Genomic DNA, 15,795 nt, shown 5'->3' with positions numbered 1-15,795 from the left:
AAAAAGGCCCCGAACACCATCGTCGGAGCTTTTGTCATGCTGGCGATTGGCCTCAGGGATGTAACGTAAACCGATCAGCATCGTGATGAACGGGGAATTTTTCACGAAAATCTTCAAGGCTCTGTCTGCCGATCACGCCGGTTCTCACAAAGGCGCGATCAGGCGCCTCATCGATCAAGGCATCTCCCCGGTAGTCGATCAGCATCGAATCGCCGCTATAGTTCAAACCTCGGGCATCGTCACCGACACGATTGACACCAATCACGTAGCTTGAGTTTTCGATGGCGCGCGCCTGCAGCAGCGTACGCCAGGGAAGACGTCTCGCCGAAGGCCAGTTGGCTACGCAAAGCAGCACATCATATTCACAGTCAACATTGCGCAGCCAGACGGGAAATCGAAGGTCATAGCAGACGGTCAGCAAGATATTGAAACCGTTCAGCGAAACAAGGGCGCGCTCATTGCCCATCGCATAGTGTTCATTTTCTTCGCCCATGCGAAACAGATGACGCTTGTCGTAGGTCGTCATGGTGCCATCAGGTCGCGCCCAGATCAGACGGTTGAAATAGTGACCATTCTCTTCGATGGCGACGCTTCCGGTCACGACGGCATTGTGGGACTGAGCGGTTTTTTGCATCCATGCGACGGCCCTGCTTTCCTGCATGGACTCCGCCATGCGCTCCGGTGCCATGGTAAAGCCGGTAGCAAACATCTCCGGTAAAACGATCAGGTCGCTGGTGTTGACATCCTGTAGCCATTCATCGAGCAGATGACAGTTGGCATCAATGTCTTCCCAACGCAGATCGGCCTGTACCAGTGTGGTTCTTAATTCACTCATGACGATGATCCAGTGCTTGCAGGCATGTTAAAGAAGGATGAACACTGCTGATCGATTCCTCCTTTGGTCAAAGACAGTAGCGTTATCACATTCCTGTCATCTTGAGAGGCCATGGTGTCCCTGCCGGGAAAGAAAAGAAAATGGTGCAGGGAAGCACATGGACAGGAAGTCCGACGGCAACAGGAAGTTGACTGGGCTCAGCACAACCTCCGGTAACAGTGATACGTGTTGCGCCCCGCCGACCAGCGCCCTTGTTGGTCGACTTTCTTCTAGAGGGGAAGGCCATTATGGCCTTCCCCTGTTTCGTTAACGCCCTTTCTTGAGAAAGTCGATCAACAGGGTGTTGAGTTCCTTCGCGTGAGTGAAGTTAAGACCGTGCGGGCCATCTTTCACAACTTCGAGACGAGCATTTTTGATCATGTCACTCGAGCGTTGACCGCTCGCAGCCAGCGGCACGATCTGATCATCATCACCGTGAATCACCAGTGTGGGCACATCGATGCTTTCCAGATCTTGGCGAAAATCCGTAAACCCGAAAGCCTTGATACACTCCTGTGTGGCTCGGGGAGACGCAAAGTTGGCAATGCTCTGGTTGTAGGCCAGAAGTTCATTGGAAAGCGTAGGCGCCGAACCCTCATGATTGACGAAAAGCTTGCCGAATCCTCCCAGGAAACCGGGGCGGTCTGCTTTTACATTGGCCAGCATGTCATCGAAAATGGATTGATCCACCCCTTCAGGGTTGTCCTCGGTCTTGAGCATGTAAGGCGTTACGGCACCAATCAGTACCGCTCGGCTGACCCGCTTGCTGCCATGGCGCCCCAGATAGCGGGCCACCTCGCCTCCGCCCATCGAGAAGCCGACCAGCGTTGCCTCCCGAATGTCCAGATGCTCCAGAAGCCCTGCCAGATCATCGGCAAGCGTATCGTAGTCATATCCCTGCCATGGTTTTTCCGAGTCACCGAACCCGCGGCGGTCGTAGGCGATACAGCGATAGCCGGCTTCTGTCAGGGCATTGATCTGGTATTCCCACATGCGATGACTCAGTGGCCACCCATGAATCAGCACAACCGCCGGTCCTTCCCCACAATCCTGATAATAGAGGTCGATGACATTGTTGCTGCTATCGACAATATTGGCATAAGCCATGAATCGGTCTCCGTTGCAGGTGCATGTATCGTGTCATAACCGCAGGATAGCTCAGCGTTTCGATGCCTGCATGTGAGGGCTTGAAACCATAAAAAACCGCCTTTCCAGAGGAAAGGCGGCGAAAGGACCTGATGATGAGGAGAGAATTCACTTCAGCACCTGACATACCGAAATGAATCAGACGCCTTGGCGTCTGAGAAATACTCTGGACGATTCTGAAAAGGAAATCAATGCAAAAGAGAATAATTTTTATTTGAGATAGTATGTCGTTCATCGAGTGAAGCAAAAAAAACCGCCTCAAGGAGGCGGTGTGAGGTTTGGACTGCCAGCCGTTTAGTCAGGATAAGCCAGCAGTCACTGCTCCTCATCAAGCAGTAATCGAATGCAGAAAGTATATCGCATTTATGTGTAAATCTGGTTGAGGTCTGGCAATCAGATCCATTGTCAAATTCAACACCGCGACTCACCCCTGCCCCTTGCAGGGGTACCACTTGTGACGCTGATCGATGATCTGACGTGGATAGCCGGTCATCTGGATGGCCGGATGCTCCATGGCTTCGGCGCGCAGGACGTTGATGTGCATGTTTTGAGGAGAATCAACGGAGACGACTTCACCGATCATCAGAAAATTTCCCCAGAGTTTGTCACTATAAGGCTGGCACATGCTCATGCCGCTATATCCGACCAGAGGCGGAGGTGGTGGTACGGCGGCGGCGTTTTCCGGCTTGTCTGAAGAAAAAAGAGAACAACCTGACAATATGGCGAGACCTGCCGTGATGGCCAGCCCTCGTGCCGCACTTTTCAATTGACGAGTCACGCTTTTCTCCTGGCCTGCGATGACTGAGGATTAAAAATTCTTAAGCGGCAGACAAGATTATCGGCCGCGCGCATCAGCATAACTGCGACATGCAAGCCTTGTCCCTACTATTTTCGCAGGTAACTCTACTTCAATGGTACTGCCTGCCCTATGATCCGCGCTTTCGCCAGAGATCCCAGGCAACACCGCAGGCGATGCCAAGAAGAATGGCAGATGCCATGCTTTGGGTTGGCCACCAGGCCACCAGACCTACGATGGTACCGACCACCATTCCGGGAAGCTTTTTCATCGCCTGCTCTCCTCGTTCATTGAATCATTCCTTCATCCCGAACAGAGATCGGCGGCATGAAAGTTTCTGTATTGCACAAGAGAAATACCACGATGGCCAGCGTCTGGACACGAAAAGGCCGCTTCGGTAATTAACCGAAAGCGGCCTTTTCATCAAACTTTTGGTCGGGGCGACAGGATTCGAACCTGCGACCTCCACAACCCCATTGTGGCGCGCTACCAAGCTGCGCTACGCCCCGACGCTGCTCTCAATATCCGCGAGAACGGGGCGTATCCTACATCACTGTTATGCAAAAGGAAAGAGGCTATTCACGATCATTCAGGGATTCGGGCTCTTTTTCATCATGCTGGCGATGTCTTCAAGTTTTTCCAGACAGATTCGACCACTAAAAAACGACCCGACATCGATATAGCGAACGTTTCCGAGCGTTCTGGGCTCAGGCACCGGGGTATGTCCAACCACAACACCGTCAATACCGGACACGATAGTCTGGTTGTTTGACTCGATGCGCTGTCGCGACCAGAGAAGTGTTTCTCGAGACGTCTTGCGAATGTCTGCCCAGTTTTTTGGGGGCTCGGCATGGACAATGCCTATAACGCCATGAGCGGTCTCGATTTCAAAGGCCAGAGGCATCTTCATCATGGCCTCGGCAAGGCGGTTTCTCAGAGTGACCTTGTCATGGCTTTGAGACCACTCCCCCCCGTTACTCAGCCACTGCCCCCAGTGGTTATCAAACAGGGCGTTACGCGCCATCATTTCGTGATTGCCTGTCACTGCATAACACCAGGGCTGATGAACCAGCTCCAGACATTTAAGCGACTCAGGACCTCGATCGATCAGATCTCCCACGCTGAAAAGGCGATCCTTGCCGGTATCGAAATCGACTCGGGTCAATTCACGCTCGAGTAATGCGTAATGCCCGTGCAGATCGCCAACGACATAGTCATGACCACTGTCATTGCGTTCGAATCGCTTGAGCATTCATGAACTCCGATAAGTGTTGAACAAGGGCCGCATCATAAACGAAACGTGTGATTGTTTTGACCTGTCATATGACAACGATCAACGCATGAATGATGCCGGGGACATACCCCATGAGAGTAAGCAGAAGATTAAGCCAGAAGGCATCGCCAAAACCGGCGGCCAGATACACCGCCAGTGGAGGTAGTAGAAAGGAGAGAACAATCAGGGTAACCGGATCCATGGGCGCTATCTCAAAGGCAGAGCCCCCGGAGAGGAAGCTCTGCCAAAGGATATTTTACCAGCTGATGGCGTTCTGGACCTGGCCTGGCGTCAGTACATGACGAGCGTACTCCTGACCCTGACTTGATCCGGCATCATAGGGATTTTGTGTATTGATATAGGCGACCAGCACCTGATCGTTTTTGGTGCCAATGACATGAGCCGGCGTCGAGCCAACGCGATCCCTTGCCTGACGCTGCATTTGTTCCCACTCCTGCTGAGGATAGGTCGCCAGTGCCAGCAACGGTTCGGGAGTGCTGTTAAGCTCGAAATTCTTGTAATAGAAAACGGCCATGTTTTGAGCGTCGACACGCTGGTTGTTCCATTCGAATGTATCGCGCTCGACGACGCTGTTTTGCCAGTTTTCAGGATAGGTAAAGGTATAACCAACCGTAGTATTGCGATAGCCCTGCTCGGACTGTTGGATCACGCTATCAATGTTGGGATCCTGCTGTTTCGGTTCGGAGCTTGAGCAGCCCGCCACGGCAAACATGGCACCTGCGATGGCCAGCGTGGTGGCCCCTTTTTTAATAAAAGACATGCAGCATCCTCCTTGAGTCAATAAGTCCTGCACAAATCAATATAGTCGATATCATGGTTTGATAAATCATCTGACGGCAATCGGTTGAGTCAGCCTTGGCCGTGACGTCTGAATCATGCGACTTTATCCCTGAAATTGATCACAAGGTGTCAGCGGTACAACATCTCCTGAATGATTCAATGGCAGTAACGCACGCTTGTAAGCGAATGATCAGATGGCAACATTCAAAATAGCGGGTCATAAAATGATCAAAGTGTTTATTCGGGCCACGTATCGATACTGATCAGCGTGGTCAGGGAGCGACGCTGATCCCAGCCCTTTTGCGCCAGCATGGGGGCATCGTAAAAGGCGTCAACATGACCGATGCAGAGAATGGCGATGGGCCAGGCCCCTTTGGGGGCGTGAATCAGTGATTTGAGCGCCTCGGGATCAAAAAGGGAAACCCAGCCAACACCGATGCCCTCGGCACGCCCTGCCAGCCAAAGGTTTTGAATGGCGCAGCTGGCCGAGGCCAGATCCATTTCGTTGAGGGTACGTCGCCCGAATACATACTGCTCTCTGGCATCACAAAGCGCGACGACCCAGAGCTCCGGGCACTCACGAATGCCTTCTACCTTGAGCTCCAGAAATGCCTGACCACGCTCGTCGAGCGCCTGCGCCGTCGCCTGACGCTCTTCATCGACAAGCTGCGCCATGGCCTCACGCAAGGAAGGATCGCGGATGCAGATAAATCGCCACGGCTGCATATATCCTACGCTGGGTGCATCATGCGCAGCTTCAAGCATGCGCTGTATGACCTCCGGGTCCACCGGGTCAGGCAGGAAATGGCGCATATCCCGACGCTCTTTAATGGCGCGATAGACCGCGGCCTTTTCTTCATCACTGTAGGCATGTTGGCTCATGATGGCCTCCCGGTAGCTTTATTGGCCTTTGACATGGCCTGTTCGAGATGCTGTATCGCCCGTGGACTTTCATCATGTAGTCCGAAACGCAGGATGGCCCGCTGCTCACTGACCTCCCATAAACGTGTCAGCACCCCCTGAGATAACAAGGCCTCGTGCCAGCGACGCGCGCGATCAAATTCCATGTCAAACCCGTTGAAAAGCGCACTCTGGCGCCAGCGCTCGATGTCACCATGTGCATTGAGCCGCGCTTCAAGCCATGCGCCCTGTTGATGGCTGGCACGCTTGAGTGTTGCCCTCATGGCGCGCTGCCAGAAATGATCTTCAAGGGCCTCCGCACCAGCCTTCTGAGACGGTGAGGTTATTCTCCAGGGTCCCTGCAAGGCAGACAATTGATGTATGGCAGTTAATGACGTCTTTCCGATAACAGCGCCCAGCCGTAACCCGGCCAGACCGAAGAACTTGCCCAGCGAGCGCAATATGATGACGTTATCAGCGATATTCGGCAGCAGACTCTGCTCAGGTGTTGCATCCACGAAGGCCTCATCAACGACCATGACGGTACCCTTTTGCTGAAGGCTCGCAGCAAGAGCACGCAGATCACAGGGCGCAATATGCTGCCCACCGGGATTGTTGGGATTGATGACAACCATGGCACGCAGATGATCTGAACCAGGCAAATCCATGACGCTTTCGGGATGATCGGCATCGTAACGCCTGATTTGATGACCGGCCTGCTGCCAGCGCCACTCATGTTCTCGATACCCGATATTGGGGAGTGCCACGATGCCTGATTCGACACAGTGCGGCAATTGCTCGATGGCCCACTGCGAGCCGGGAATATTGAACAGTGTCAGGGCGTCTCGGTCATCACCGTCGACCTGAAGCGATGATCCCAGATAATATCGGCTCGATGTCTCAAGGAGGGCCAGATCATGATCCGGCAGAGCCTGACAGGCTCTCGCATCGATGGGTGTGATCGGATAGGGCCAGGGGTTGATGCCGGTAGAGAGATCAAGCCAATCTCCTCGCTCGATACCGTAACGACGACTGACGTCAGACAACCTGCCACCGTGGACTGGAAGTGTGTCGAAAACGCGGGTCATGACCCTATCCATGTCACGATGAAAAGTACGGCGAGCCATATCAGCAGCGCATGCAAAACAAGCCTGCAGGCACGTTCGATATCCACTGCCTCGGCAGACCGCCCGGCACCAAGCACCGGGCTTGCGACATGGCGGCCATGATAAATGCCGCCGCCCCCGAGCTGTATGCCCAGCGCTCCGGCCCCTGCTGCCATCACGGGTCCTGCATTGGGGCTTTTCCAGCTTCTACCCTGCTGCCACCAGCATCGCATGGCCACGCCGAAAAAGTTTTTTGGCGTGCGCCAGTGCCACCCGGCCAGTGCATAGGATAGCGCCGTCAAGCGAGCCGGCACCCAGTTCATGATGTCGTCGATGCGCGCCGCAACACGTCCAAAATAAAGATAACGCTCGCTGCGATACCCCCACATGGCATCCAGCGTATTCACCACCCGATAAAGCACGACGCCGGGAACCCCGGCAACCGCGAACCAGAAAATCGCAGCAAACAGCGCATCGCTGCCGTTTTCAAGTACGGACTCACAGGTTGCACGCGATATGTCGGAAGCATCGAGTTGCCGGGTATCCCGACTGACCAGCATACCCACCTGCTGACGTGCCGTATCGAGATCATTTTCCAAAAGTGGCTGATAGACACGCTGAGCATGTTCGACAAGGCTTTTGCGGCCGATGGCCAGGTAAAGCGTCAAAATGGCCAGCAGGCCGTGCCAGAAACCTTCAAGGAGATGGTCGAGACAGATAATAGCCAGCATGATTGGAGTAATGACCAGGCACCATCCGAACAGACCGGCAATCAATGCCCTGGTATTTGAAAGACCCGAATCATGAATGTGTCTTTCAACAGTAGAGATCCACCACCCTAATCCGACAAGAGGATGAAACCGTCGAGGTTCCCCCCATAGTTGATCAACTAGAATTGCTAATAGAATAGTTAACCACATTGTAGATAACGGTATAATTTTGTCTGGTAATTACACATCATGGTTGCCCCAGATGGCAAAGCTGCTCAAACCGTTGGTGATCCTGTCGATCAATATCGACGCGTATTCGCGCGACGGCGGCGTAGGGTAGTGACAATTGATGCAACCAGTCACCTTTTGGCATCGACATTCCCAATCGCATAGCCACCCAGCTTTTGATAACGCCGGCATGGCCACAAACCAGAAGACGTAACGGTGCCTGCTTGCGCTGACAGGCAGTGTCTGCCAGCGCTATTCCCTTTTCGATAATACTTTGCCAGCCCCGCTCGATGCGCGTCAGGAATTCTTCAACCGTTTCGCCCTGCGGTGGTGGAAATGCTCTAGGGTCTGCCCAGAACTGTTCCAGCGCAGGTCTGGAATGCTGCAGCAATTCATGTGTGTCGATCCCATCCCACGCACCGAAGTTCATTTCCATGGTGTCAGGGACGGTATACAGGGGTATCTCCCACTCTTTGGCCAAAGCCTTTCCTGCACTGGCACAGCGAATCAGCGGTGAGCTGATAATCGCATGGGGGCGGGGCAAGGCTCGTGCGGCCGCCAGCATATTGCGGCGCCCGTTCTTGCTCAGGGCTACGTCGGTTTGCCCACGCAGGCACTGCTGCGGCCCCTCACACTCACCATGGCGCAGACAGTCAATCATCAGTGTCTGAAATGTCATACCGGTTTGTCCTTGAGACACTGAGGAAGTCCGGCAACCACCCACCAGACACGCTGGCATCTCGATGCCAGCGTCTGATGAAGATAACCGGCCTCATCTACAAAACGTCGCGACAGGGCATTCATGGGCACCACTCCCTGCCCTACTTCATTGCTGACCATTATCACTCGACCGGGCGCCCTTTCCAGGGCCTCCAGCAGTCGACCCTGTTCATGAATGAATCGCTCATCACCCTCGAGTAAAACATTGGTCAGCCAAAGGGTCAGACAGTCCACCAGCAGCAGACGACCCGTTCGTGCATGCCGATCGATGGCATCGCCCAATGCCAGTGGCGCTTCTTCAAGCGCCCAGTGGGGCGGCCTTCGCATACGGTGGGCTTCAATGCGTGCGTGCATTTCACTATCGTCATGCACCTGTGCCGTGGCGATATAGGTCACTTCAAGACCACTTTTTACGGCCAGTGATTCGCCATGGCCACTCTTGCCACTGCGCGCGCCGCCCAGAATCAGCTCATGCATGCATCATCACCAGCACTAAATATAAAAACATTTCGGTGATTTGTTGAACGGCGCCCAACGTATCTCCTGTCACACCGCCAAGTTGATGTTTCAGCCAGCGATACAGTAACCATCCAGACAACGCTGTTACCAGAAGCAGGACGCTGCCCGAAGCGGCACCGGCGGAAAGCACCGCCACCAGTGCAGCAATGCCCGCCAGCCAGGCAAAATCACTAGCGCGGTGGTGACCGGTCAGTGCATGAACCTTGCTGTCTGCATCACAGCGCAAATACGGCAATACTCCCATCATGAACGCTGCCAGCCCACGGCTCAGGGCATGAGCGGTGACCAATGCCATCATCACAAGCCCGGCCTCCTGCTGTGCCAGGGCGCTCAGCAGCAGCCATCGTCCGATCAGACTCGCGATCAGCGCCAGCACGCCGTAGCTGCCCACCCGGCTGTCTTTCATGATGGCCAGGCGTTGTGCCACCGTCCGGCCGCCGCCAAGACCATCCATGCAGTCTGCCAGGCCGTCCTCATGCAGGGCACCGGTCAGCCAGAGCGACAGTAGCAGCGTCATGAACACCGCGATGGAGAAAGGAAGTACCTGTTCAAGGCCCCAGTAGACCAGAGCAAGCCCCAGACCGATCGATGCCCCGACCAGCGAAAACCAGCGATGGCAGCGACCCAGCGCCTGTGCATTGACCTCGCCGGGAATGGGCACCGGAAGGCGGGTTAAAAAGCTCACCGCCAGACAGACCCACTGCCACTGACGGGCCAGCCCCTCACGACTCATAGCGTCAGGCCAACCTCTTCGAGCGAGCCCAGTTCATGATAAAAGGCCAGTGCCGAGCGCAGCAGCGGCAGAGCCAGTGCTGCTCCCGACCCTTCTCCGAGCCGAAGTCCCATATCCAAAAGCGGTACGGCATCAAGCTGATCCAGCAGCGGTCGATGACCGCGCTCATCGCCACAATGCGAGAAAATCAGATAGCCCCGCACCTCCGGCGCGATGCGACAGGCACAAAGTGCGGCCACGGTCGTAATGAAACCATCCACCAGAATGACCATGCCCTTCTCAGCAGCGGCCAGAATGGCCCCTACCATACTGACGATTTCGAATCCGCCCAGTGCTGCCAGTGTCAGTCGAGGATCCTGAAGGGCCTGGGCATGGCGCTGAAGCCCGAGCAGCACGATGTCCTGCTTTCGCTTCATGATCGTGGCCGTAACGCCACTGCCGGCACCGATACACGTGTCAAAGGGGAGATGCGTAATCGCCGCCATCAGCGCGCTGGCGCTGGTCGTATTACCGATCCCCATGTCTCCCAGCGCGATCAGATCGCAGCCATCGGCATGAAGCTCATCGATCAGCCGCCGGCTGTTGTCGAAACCGGTTTCAAGCTGTTCGAGCGTCATCGCAGGCTCACGGTGAAAAGGCGCCGTCTTCTCGCCCAGCCGATGGCTGACGAGATCCGGATGCGGCTCATGCTCTGTAAGCGTCCCGCAGTCGATAACCTTCAGCGGCAGCCCCGCCTGCCGGCAAAAGATATTGATGGCGGCATGGCCTTCAAGGAATTGATGCACCATCAGCTGTGTCGTTGAAGGATCAACGATGGAAACCCCCTCAAGCGCCACGCCATGATCGCCGGCAAAAATCAGCATGATCGGTGCATCGATGCTCTTTTTTGAAGGCCCCATAATACGTACCAGCGATGCCGCGGTAGTCTCAAGCGTGCCCAACGATCCCGGGGGTTTCAGCCGACTGTCGATGTGCGCCTGAATACGGGCATCGTTCGCATCATCAGGGGGCGAAATATTAAAGGTCATGACATTGACTCGGTTAAACATGCACAAACGCTACCGGGTGCCCGGTGGTAGAGCAACGATAAAGTCATAAAACCGCGTCAGCGGGCCCGATTACGTCATCGTGTCGGACTTGACTCCATCACCACCCCGGCCCACGATGAGCAGCGCTCGGGTGCCCGTGCAGACTTGTACGGGATAATCGGGAAAGTGATGCAAGTTCACTGCTGTCCCCGCAACGGTAATCGAGTGGCTTGAAGCGTAACCACTGATCCTTACGATCGGGAAGGTGCTTCAGCCCGGCAGACACAGGTCTGCCAGCTCGTCAGCCCGGAGACCGGCCCGGCGATGATACAGGGTGATAATGCCTACGACATTATCAGTAATGACTGCCGCGCGTACGGGTCGATACGCAGGAGCACACAAGTGACTTGTTTTTCTATCAGATGGCGGTGCCTGCCAGAAGCCGCTACGCCTCTTGACGTCTCCCCATCACATGGGCACGCAACGCACACTCATGCCGCGTCATCACATTCTGCTCTCGGGGAGGTGATATGACGACGACATCACGCCCCTCGTTCCCCTTTACCGCCGTGACCGGCCATGAACGACTAAAACTTGCCCTGATTCTGGCGGCGCTGGATCCTCGCCTGGGCGGCGTGCTCGTCAGTGGCCCGCGCGGCACAGCCAAATCGACACTGGCGAGAGGCCTTGCCGAACTGCTGCCCTTCTCGCGCTCTTCTCTGGTGACACTACCCCTGGGCGCCGATGAGGCTCAGCTGACCGGGACGCTGGATCTGGGTCGAGCCCTGGGCGATCGTGAAGTGGCCTTCCAGCCCGGCCTGCTGGCGCGGGCCCATGAGGGGGCGCTCTACATCGATGAGGTCAATCTGCTGCCTGACGCCCTGGTAGACCTGCTGCTTGATGTGGCCGCCAGCGGTATCAACCATGTCGAGCGAGATGGCATCAGCCATCAACATCCTGCGGATTTCCTGCTGATTGGCACCATGAATCCTGACGAAGGCGAGCTGCGTGCCCAGCTGCTGGACCGTTTCGGGCTCGCCGTACTGGATCATCCCGCACCGGATATCGAGCAGCGCCTGCAGATTGTCGAGCGTCGCTTGGCCTTTGACCAAGACCCCGAGACGTTCATGTCCGACTGGCAGGAAGAACAGGATCGCCTTTGTGATCGACTGGCGGCCGCACGGGAACGACTCTCGAAAATTACCCTGCCTGCCGAGCTGGCCCGCGTGATTGCAACGCGTTGTGTCGACGCGGGCGTGGAAGGCGTGCGCGCTGACCTTGCCTGGCGGCGTGGCGCACTGGCACATGCGGCCTGGCAAAATCGAAACATCGTGACGCTCGAGGACATCGACGCCCTGGCGCCGCTGGTCATGGCACATCGTGCTCCCGGATATGATCCCCATCAGGCGCCGGATCAGGGCAATAACCATGGCGGTCAAGGTGGGGGCGATCACCGTCAGGAGAATGATGAACCGTCTGATTCCGAGGGCGAGACTTCTTCCGGTGCCACCAGCGCGCCGCCTGCGGAACGCTACCAGGGCCGTCGCACGCCCCCGGATGCCCCGGCCAGACCGGATATGACGTCACGGCAAGGCACATCGAGTCCTGCTGAACAGACCTCATCGACAGGAAACCATCAGCATCAAGGTACTCATCAGTATCAGGATGATCACGATGACAACCCTCATGGCAACGGTGACTGGGGCAATCTGACTGCCCATCAGGCGTCGCTGACGCTGAACAGCGCCGCAAGCGGACATATTCAGCTGCCGAGCATACAAACGAGCCTCCCCGCCAGCCAGCGGGCGTCACAAACGAAGGGTCGCCGGGCCATTGGCCGTGCGCGTATCGACTGGCCCGGAAGTCTGCGCAAGGCAGCCATCTCCCAGGGTCATTCGGTGCCCGGCACCCTTGAAGCACTGGCATGGCAGCGCGAGCGGCGCCGCCCTGAAAGACTCACCTGTATCGTACTGGATATTTCCGGTTCCAGTCTGAGCCGGCAAACGCCCTCGCAACGTGCCCGCCAGCTTGAAAAGGCGATGTCGCTGGTCGAGCAGCTGGCTTTTGATACCTATCTCGCCCGTGAGCGGCTGATGCTGATAACTCTGGGTGGCGAGGGTGTGACCGAAGTCATGGCCCCCCGTCGTGCACCACGCTCGATGGCGACCGTACTGAACCAGATCAAACCGGGTGGCGGTACGCCGCTACGACGCGGGCTTGATGATACCCGCCAGCGCCTGGCTCGCCTTCAGCATGGTGATCCGGCAGCGATTCGCCTCTGGATACTGACCGATGCCCGTAGCCGGGACGATCTCGAGCTTGCGCCGTTTGGCCTTGAGACCCACATCGTGGACTGTGAACCACGGGAAGAAGCACTGGGTCGGGCAAAAGAGCTGGCCGCCGCGCTTGAAGCCACCTGCCACCACCTTGACGATCTGTTCCGCACGCCAACCGCACCGGCAATGCATGCCACCACAACGACAGTTCCCGGGAGACAGCCATGAGCCAGCACCATGGTGATGACAGCGCCACTGACCAGGACAGCACTCGCTACCAGCAGCGCATGGCCACCAAGAAGCGCATTGTCGATGAGCGCATTGCCCGCGCAGATCAGGAACGTGGTGTGCTGATCGTGCTCAAGGGCAACGGCAAGGGCAAAAGCAGCTCTGCCTTTGGCACCATGGCACGTGCCATGGGACATGGTCAGCGCTGTGCAGTCATCCAGTTCATCAAGGGGCGACGTGCCACCGGCGAGTATCTGTTCTTCAACGATCACCCGCAGGTCGACTTTCACGTCATGGGGCACGGGTTCAGCTGGGAAGTCCGCGATCCGGCGCGCGAACGTCAGGCCGCACAGGAGGCCTGGGCACTGGCAGAAAGGCTGCTGGCCGATGATCAGTATCACTTTCTCCTGTTTGACGAGCTCTCCTACATGATCAAGTACGGCTATCTCGATGCCGAACGGATTGCTCAGGCCCTCAGCACACGGCCGGCGCATCAGAACGTGATGATCACCGGCCGTACCATGGCGCGCGAGATTCAGGAGATCGCTGACACCATCAGCATCATTCACGATGAACGTCATGCCTTTCGGCTTGGCGTCAAGGCACAGGCGGGGATCGAGTACTGATGTCAACGACCGCGTACTGTCCAGCGCTTTTCCTCTCGGCCATGGCTTCCGGTCAGGGCAAGACCACCGTCACCGCCGCACTGGCTCGACATCATCGTCGTCAGGGTCGACGCGTCACGGTGTTCAAGACCGGCCCGGACTATCTGGACCCGCAGATTCTGGCACTGGCCTCCGATCAGCCGGTCGAGCCACTGGATCTCTGGATGGCCGGGGAAGCCTTCTGTCGCGAACAGCTCTATCGCGCCGCTCAGGTCTCGGATCTGATTCTGGTGGAAGGCGCCATGGGCCTCCACGACGGGACGCCTTCCAGCGCCGATCTGGCGATCGCCTTCGATATTCCGGTGGCCTGTGTCATCAATGCCCGCGGCATGGCCCAGACCGTGGCTGCCATCGGCCTGGGGCTCGCCCGCTACCGCCCGGAAATGCAGTTTCATGGCCTTGTGGCCAACGCACTCGGCAGTGAGCGTCACCGCCAGCTGATCGAAGACAGCCTGCCTGATGATGTTCGGCTGCTGGCAGCCCTGCCCAGAGAGGAGCACCTCGCCCTGCCCTCACGCCATCTGGGACTGGTTCAGCCTGGCGAACAGGATGACCCGGACAACCTGTCGCTTGAAGCGCGACTCGAGGCCGCCGCCAATCTGCTGGAAGGCCAGGCCCTGACCGAACTGCCACCCACGGTGGCCTTTGAGCCGCAAAATATCGATACGCCCCCGACTGCTCTGGCCGGCAAGCGCATCGGCATTGCGCGTGATGCCGCCTTCAGCTTTATCTATGCCGCCAATGTCCGCCTGCTGGAAGCCATGGGGGCCGAACTCTGCTGGTTTTCACCGCTTGCCGATACCTCGCTGCCTGAAAGTCTTGATGCATTATGGCTGCCGGGTGGCTATCCGGAGCTGTACGCCGCAGTACTGGGGGCCAATCACGGCATGTGTCAGGCCATTCAACAGTTTGATGAGCAGGGCCTGCCCATACTTGCCGAGTGCGGCGGTATGCTCTATCTACAGCAGACCCTGACCGACCAGCACGGCATCTGCCATCCCATGGCCGGTGTGCTGCCCGGTCACGGGGAGATGCGTACCAAGCGAGGCTGTCAGGGCATGCAGAGCGCCCCTCTGCCGGAAGGTGAAATTCGCGGCCACGCTCATCATCACTCTCGAAGCCACGACACCCTGACACCGATGGCACACGGCCGTCGTGCCAGTCATCCGGCGCCGGGCGAGGCCATCTTTCGCCGCGGCCGGCTAAATGCCAGCTATCTGCACCTGTTTTTCCCTTCCAATCCCGAGGCTGTCGCGGCTCTGTTGGGTGGAACAATGGATGGCCGTCCCGTGCCCGGCGCATCGGCACATGCCAAGTCATGTTCGCATGTCGAGTGACCCTTGCGGCCATGACACCAGCAACATCCCGATCGCTCTGGGGGTGGGCTGTCGGCGTGACTGTCCGCCAGAGGTCCTCATGCAACTGGTGACAGACATGCTGACACGCACTGGACTGCATCCGGATCAGATCACCCTGGTGGCCACCCTGGTGGGTCGTCAGCATGAAGTTGCGATGACCTCGCTGGCCAGGGCCTGGGGCTGCCCGTTGATGCCTCTCCCGGCAGAGGCACTAAGGGAAAGCGAGCCGGCCATGAGTCAGACCAGCGATACCACAAGGCGTCTTCATGGTGTGCCCGGTGTGGCCGAGGCCGCAGCACTGGCCGCCATCAGAGCGCATTGCGACGCGCCGGCCAGACTGCTCGTAGCCCGCCAGCAGTGCGACCGCGCCACCTGTGCGCTGGCCGTACCGAACGCCACCACGAACATTTCCCGATAACCCCTTTTCAGGAGAT

18 protein-coding genes, 1 tRNA gene and 1 riboswitch are annotated in these 15,795 nt (G+C 57.1%); of the genes, 4 read left to right on the top strand and 15 right to left on the bottom strand.

Annotated features, from left to right (window positions below; genetic code table 11):
• Nucleotides 1-52: 52 nt before the first annotated feature.
• The 15 genes from B9G99_RS14500 to cobT all read right to left on the bottom strand — a co-directional run bounded on the left by B9G99_RS14500 (nt 53) and on the right by cobT (nt 10,834).
• Nucleotides 53-835, bottom strand: coding sequence for an amidohydrolase (locus B9G99_RS14500; RefSeq protein WP_086622798.1), 783 nt, complete (start codon nt 833-835; stop codon nt 53-55).
• 306 nt (nt 836-1,141) lie between these two features.
• Entirely contained in the window at nt 1,142-1,981 is an 840-nt protein-coding gene (locus B9G99_RS14495) for an alpha/beta fold hydrolase (protein ID WP_086622797.1), read from the bottom strand.
• 463 nt (nt 1,982-2,444) lie between these two features.
• Nucleotides 2,445-2,798 (bottom strand): hypothetical protein, encoded by a 354-nt coding sequence (locus B9G99_RS16780; RefSeq protein WP_148663962.1) that lies wholly within the window; start codon nt 2,796-2,798, stop codon nt 2,445-2,447.
• A 148-nt stretch (nt 2,799-2,946) separates the two neighbouring features.
• The gene (locus B9G99_RS16850; RefSeq protein ID WP_158521516.1) at nt 2,947-3,087 is read right to left on the bottom strand and encodes a hypothetical protein; all 141 of its coding nucleotides are present in this window, start codon (nt 3,085-3,087) and stop codon (nt 2,947-2,949) included.
• Between the two features lie 161 nt (nt 3,088-3,248).
• Nucleotides 3,249-3,325, bottom strand: a tRNA-Pro gene (locus B9G99_RS14485).
• An 80-nt stretch (nt 3,326-3,405) separates the two neighbouring features.
• Nucleotides 3,406-4,068, bottom strand: a complete 663-nt coding sequence (locus tag B9G99_RS14480) for a metallophosphoesterase (protein ID WP_086622795.1) — start codon at nt 4,066-4,068, stop codon at nt 3,406-3,408.
• 67 nt (nt 4,069-4,135) lie between these two features.
• Nucleotides 4,136-4,291, bottom strand: coding sequence for a YqaE/Pmp3 family membrane protein (locus B9G99_RS14475; RefSeq protein WP_086622794.1), 156 nt, complete (start codon nt 4,289-4,291; stop codon nt 4,136-4,138).
• Nucleotides 4,292-4,345: 54 nt separating this feature from the next.
• Entirely contained in the window at nt 4,346-4,870 is a 525-nt protein-coding gene (locus B9G99_RS14470; protein ID WP_086622793.1) for a hypothetical protein, read from the bottom strand.
• A 257-nt stretch (nt 4,871-5,127) separates the two neighbouring features.
• Nucleotides 5,128-5,772, bottom strand: coding sequence for a 5,6-dimethylbenzimidazole synthase (gene bluB / locus B9G99_RS14465; protein ID WP_086622792.1), 645 nt, complete (start codon nt 5,770-5,772; stop codon nt 5,128-5,130).
• Nucleotides 5,769-6,878 (bottom strand): threonine-phosphate decarboxylase, encoded by a 1,110-nt coding sequence (locus B9G99_RS14460; RefSeq protein WP_158521515.1) that lies wholly within the window; start codon nt 6,876-6,878, stop codon nt 5,769-5,771. Before B9G99_RS14460 ends, bluB begins: the two co-directional genes overlap by 4 nt.
• A complete protein-coding gene (gene cbiB, locus B9G99_RS14455; protein ID WP_086622790.1) occupies nt 6,875-7,816 on the bottom strand; it encodes an adenosylcobinamide-phosphate synthase CbiB in 942 nt (313 codons plus the stop codon). The genes B9G99_RS14460 and cbiB overlap by 4 nt, the downstream gene beginning before the upstream one ends.
• Before the next feature lie 37 nt (nt 7,817-7,853).
• Nucleotides 7,854-8,513, bottom strand: coding sequence for a histidine phosphatase family protein (locus tag B9G99_RS14450; RefSeq protein WP_158521514.1), 660 nt, complete (start codon nt 8,511-8,513; stop codon nt 7,854-7,856).
• A complete protein-coding gene (cobU, locus tag B9G99_RS14445; RefSeq protein ID WP_086622788.1) occupies nt 8,510-9,031 on the bottom strand; it encodes a bifunctional adenosylcobinamide kinase/adenosylcobinamide-phosphate guanylyltransferase in 522 nt (173 codons plus the stop codon). Before cobU ends, B9G99_RS14450 begins: the two co-directional genes overlap by 4 nt.
• Nucleotides 9,024-9,806, bottom strand: a complete 783-nt coding sequence (gene cobS / locus B9G99_RS14440; protein WP_086622787.1) for an adenosylcobinamide-GDP ribazoletransferase — start codon at nt 9,804-9,806, stop codon at nt 9,024-9,026. The genes cobU and cobS overlap by 8 nt, the downstream gene beginning before the upstream one ends.
• Nucleotides 9,803-10,834, bottom strand: coding sequence for a nicotinate-nucleotide--dimethylbenzimidazole phosphoribosyltransferase (gene cobT / locus B9G99_RS14435; protein ID WP_086623504.1), 1,032 nt, complete (start codon nt 10,832-10,834; stop codon nt 9,803-9,805). Before cobT ends, cobS begins: the two co-directional genes overlap by 4 nt.
• A gap of 131 nt (nt 10,835-10,965) precedes the next feature.
• Nucleotides 10,966-11,170: riboswitch (cobalamin riboswitch) on the top strand.
• A 194-nt stretch (nt 11,171-11,364) separates the two neighbouring features.
• Here cobT and B9G99_RS14430 point away from each other — a divergent pair.
• From B9G99_RS14430 to B9G99_RS14415, 4 genes are read left to right on the top strand one after another with little or no spacing between them, the layout of a single operon-like run.
• Nucleotides 11,365-13,338: an AAA family ATPase gene (locus B9G99_RS14430; protein WP_086622786.1), complete on the top strand. Its 1,974-nt coding sequence runs from the start codon at nt 11,365-11,367 to the stop codon at nt 13,336-13,338.
• Nucleotides 13,335-13,964, top strand: a complete 630-nt coding sequence (gene cobO / locus B9G99_RS14425; RefSeq protein ID WP_086622785.1) for a cob(I)yrinic acid a,c-diamide adenosyltransferase — start codon at nt 13,335-13,337, stop codon at nt 13,962-13,964. Before B9G99_RS14430 ends, cobO begins: the two co-directional genes overlap by 4 nt.
• Nucleotides 13,964-15,340 (top strand): cobyrinate a,c-diamide synthase, encoded by a 1,377-nt coding sequence (locus tag B9G99_RS14420; RefSeq protein ID WP_086622784.1) that lies wholly within the window; start codon nt 13,964-13,966, stop codon nt 15,338-15,340. Before cobO ends, B9G99_RS14420 begins: the two co-directional genes overlap by 1 nt.
• Nucleotides 15,282-15,779 (top strand): cobalamin biosynthesis protein, encoded by a 498-nt coding sequence (locus tag B9G99_RS14415; protein ID WP_335617610.1) that lies wholly within the window; start codon nt 15,282-15,284, stop codon nt 15,777-15,779. Before B9G99_RS14420 ends, B9G99_RS14415 begins: the two co-directional genes overlap by 59 nt.
• Nucleotides 15,780-15,795 lie beyond the last annotated feature (16 nt).

The sequence above is a fragment of the Kushneria konosiri genome (assembly GCF_002155145.1).
GTDB classification, from domain to species: Bacteria; Pseudomonadota; Gammaproteobacteria; order Pseudomonadales; family Halomonadaceae; genus Kushneria; species Kushneria konosiri.
This window is presented reverse-complemented; position numbering and strand designations above follow the sequence as displayed.

Bases quoted from the DNA above. Each gene is read 5' to 3' on its own strand.
- B9G99_RS14460 (WP_158521515.1), bottom strand. From the start codon at position 6,878: ATGACCCGCGTTTTCGACACACTTCCAGTCCACGGTGGCAGGTTGTCT.
- B9G99_RS14475 (WP_086622794.1), bottom strand. From the start codon at position 4,291: ATGGATCCGGTTACCCTGATTGTTCTCTCCTTTCTACTACCTCCACTG.
- cbiB (WP_086622790.1), bottom strand. From the start codon at position 7,816: ATGTGGTTAACTATTCTATTAGCAATTCTAGTTGATCAACTATGGGGG.
- cobT (WP_086623504.1), bottom strand. From the start codon at position 10,834: ATGACCTTTAATATTTCGCCCCCTGATGATGCGAACGATGCCCGTATT.
- B9G99_RS14450 (WP_158521514.1), bottom strand. From the start codon at position 8,513: ATGACATTTCAGACACTGATGATTGACTGTCTGCGCCATGGTGAGTGT.
- B9G99_RS14500 (WP_086622798.1), bottom strand. From the start codon at position 835: ATGAGTGAATTAAGAACCACACTGGTACAGGCCGATCTGCGTTGGGAA.
- cobU (WP_086622788.1), bottom strand. From the start codon at position 9,031: ATGCATGAGCTGATTCTGGGCGGCGCGCGCAGTGGCAAGAGTGGCCAT.
- bluB (WP_086622792.1), bottom strand. From the start codon at position 5,772: ATGAGCCAACATGCCTACAGTGATGAAGAAAAGGCCGCGGTCTATCGC.
- B9G99_RS14495 (WP_086622797.1), bottom strand. From the start codon at position 1,981: ATGGCTTATGCCAATATTGTCGATAGCAGCAACAATGTCATCGACCTC.
- B9G99_RS16850 (WP_158521516.1), bottom strand. From the start codon at position 3,087: ATGAAAAAGCTTCCCGGAATGGTGGTCGGTACCATCGTAGGTCTGGTG.
- B9G99_RS14480 (WP_086622795.1), bottom strand. From the start codon at position 4,068: ATGCTCAAGCGATTCGAACGCAATGACAGTGGTCATGACTATGTCGTT.
- cobO (WP_086622785.1), top strand. From the start codon at position 13,335: ATGAGCCAGCACCATGGTGATGACAGCGCCACTGACCAGGACAGCACT.
- B9G99_RS14420 (WP_086622784.1), top strand. From the start codon at position 13,964: ATGTCAACGACCGCGTACTGTCCAGCGCTTTTCCTCTCGGCCATGGCT.
- B9G99_RS14415 (WP_335617610.1), top strand. From the start codon at position 15,282: ATGGCCGTCCCGTGCCCGGCGCATCGGCACATGCCAAGTCATGTTCGC.
- B9G99_RS14430 (WP_086622786.1), top strand. From the start codon at position 11,365: ATGACGACGACATCACGCCCCTCGTTCCCCTTTACCGCCGTGACCGGC.
- B9G99_RS14470 (WP_086622793.1), bottom strand. From the start codon at position 4,870: ATGTCTTTTATTAAAAAAGGGGCCACCACGCTGGCCATCGCAGGTGCC.
- cobS (WP_086622787.1), bottom strand. From the start codon at position 9,806: ATGAGTCGTGAGGGGCTGGCCCGTCAGTGGCAGTGGGTCTGTCTGGCG.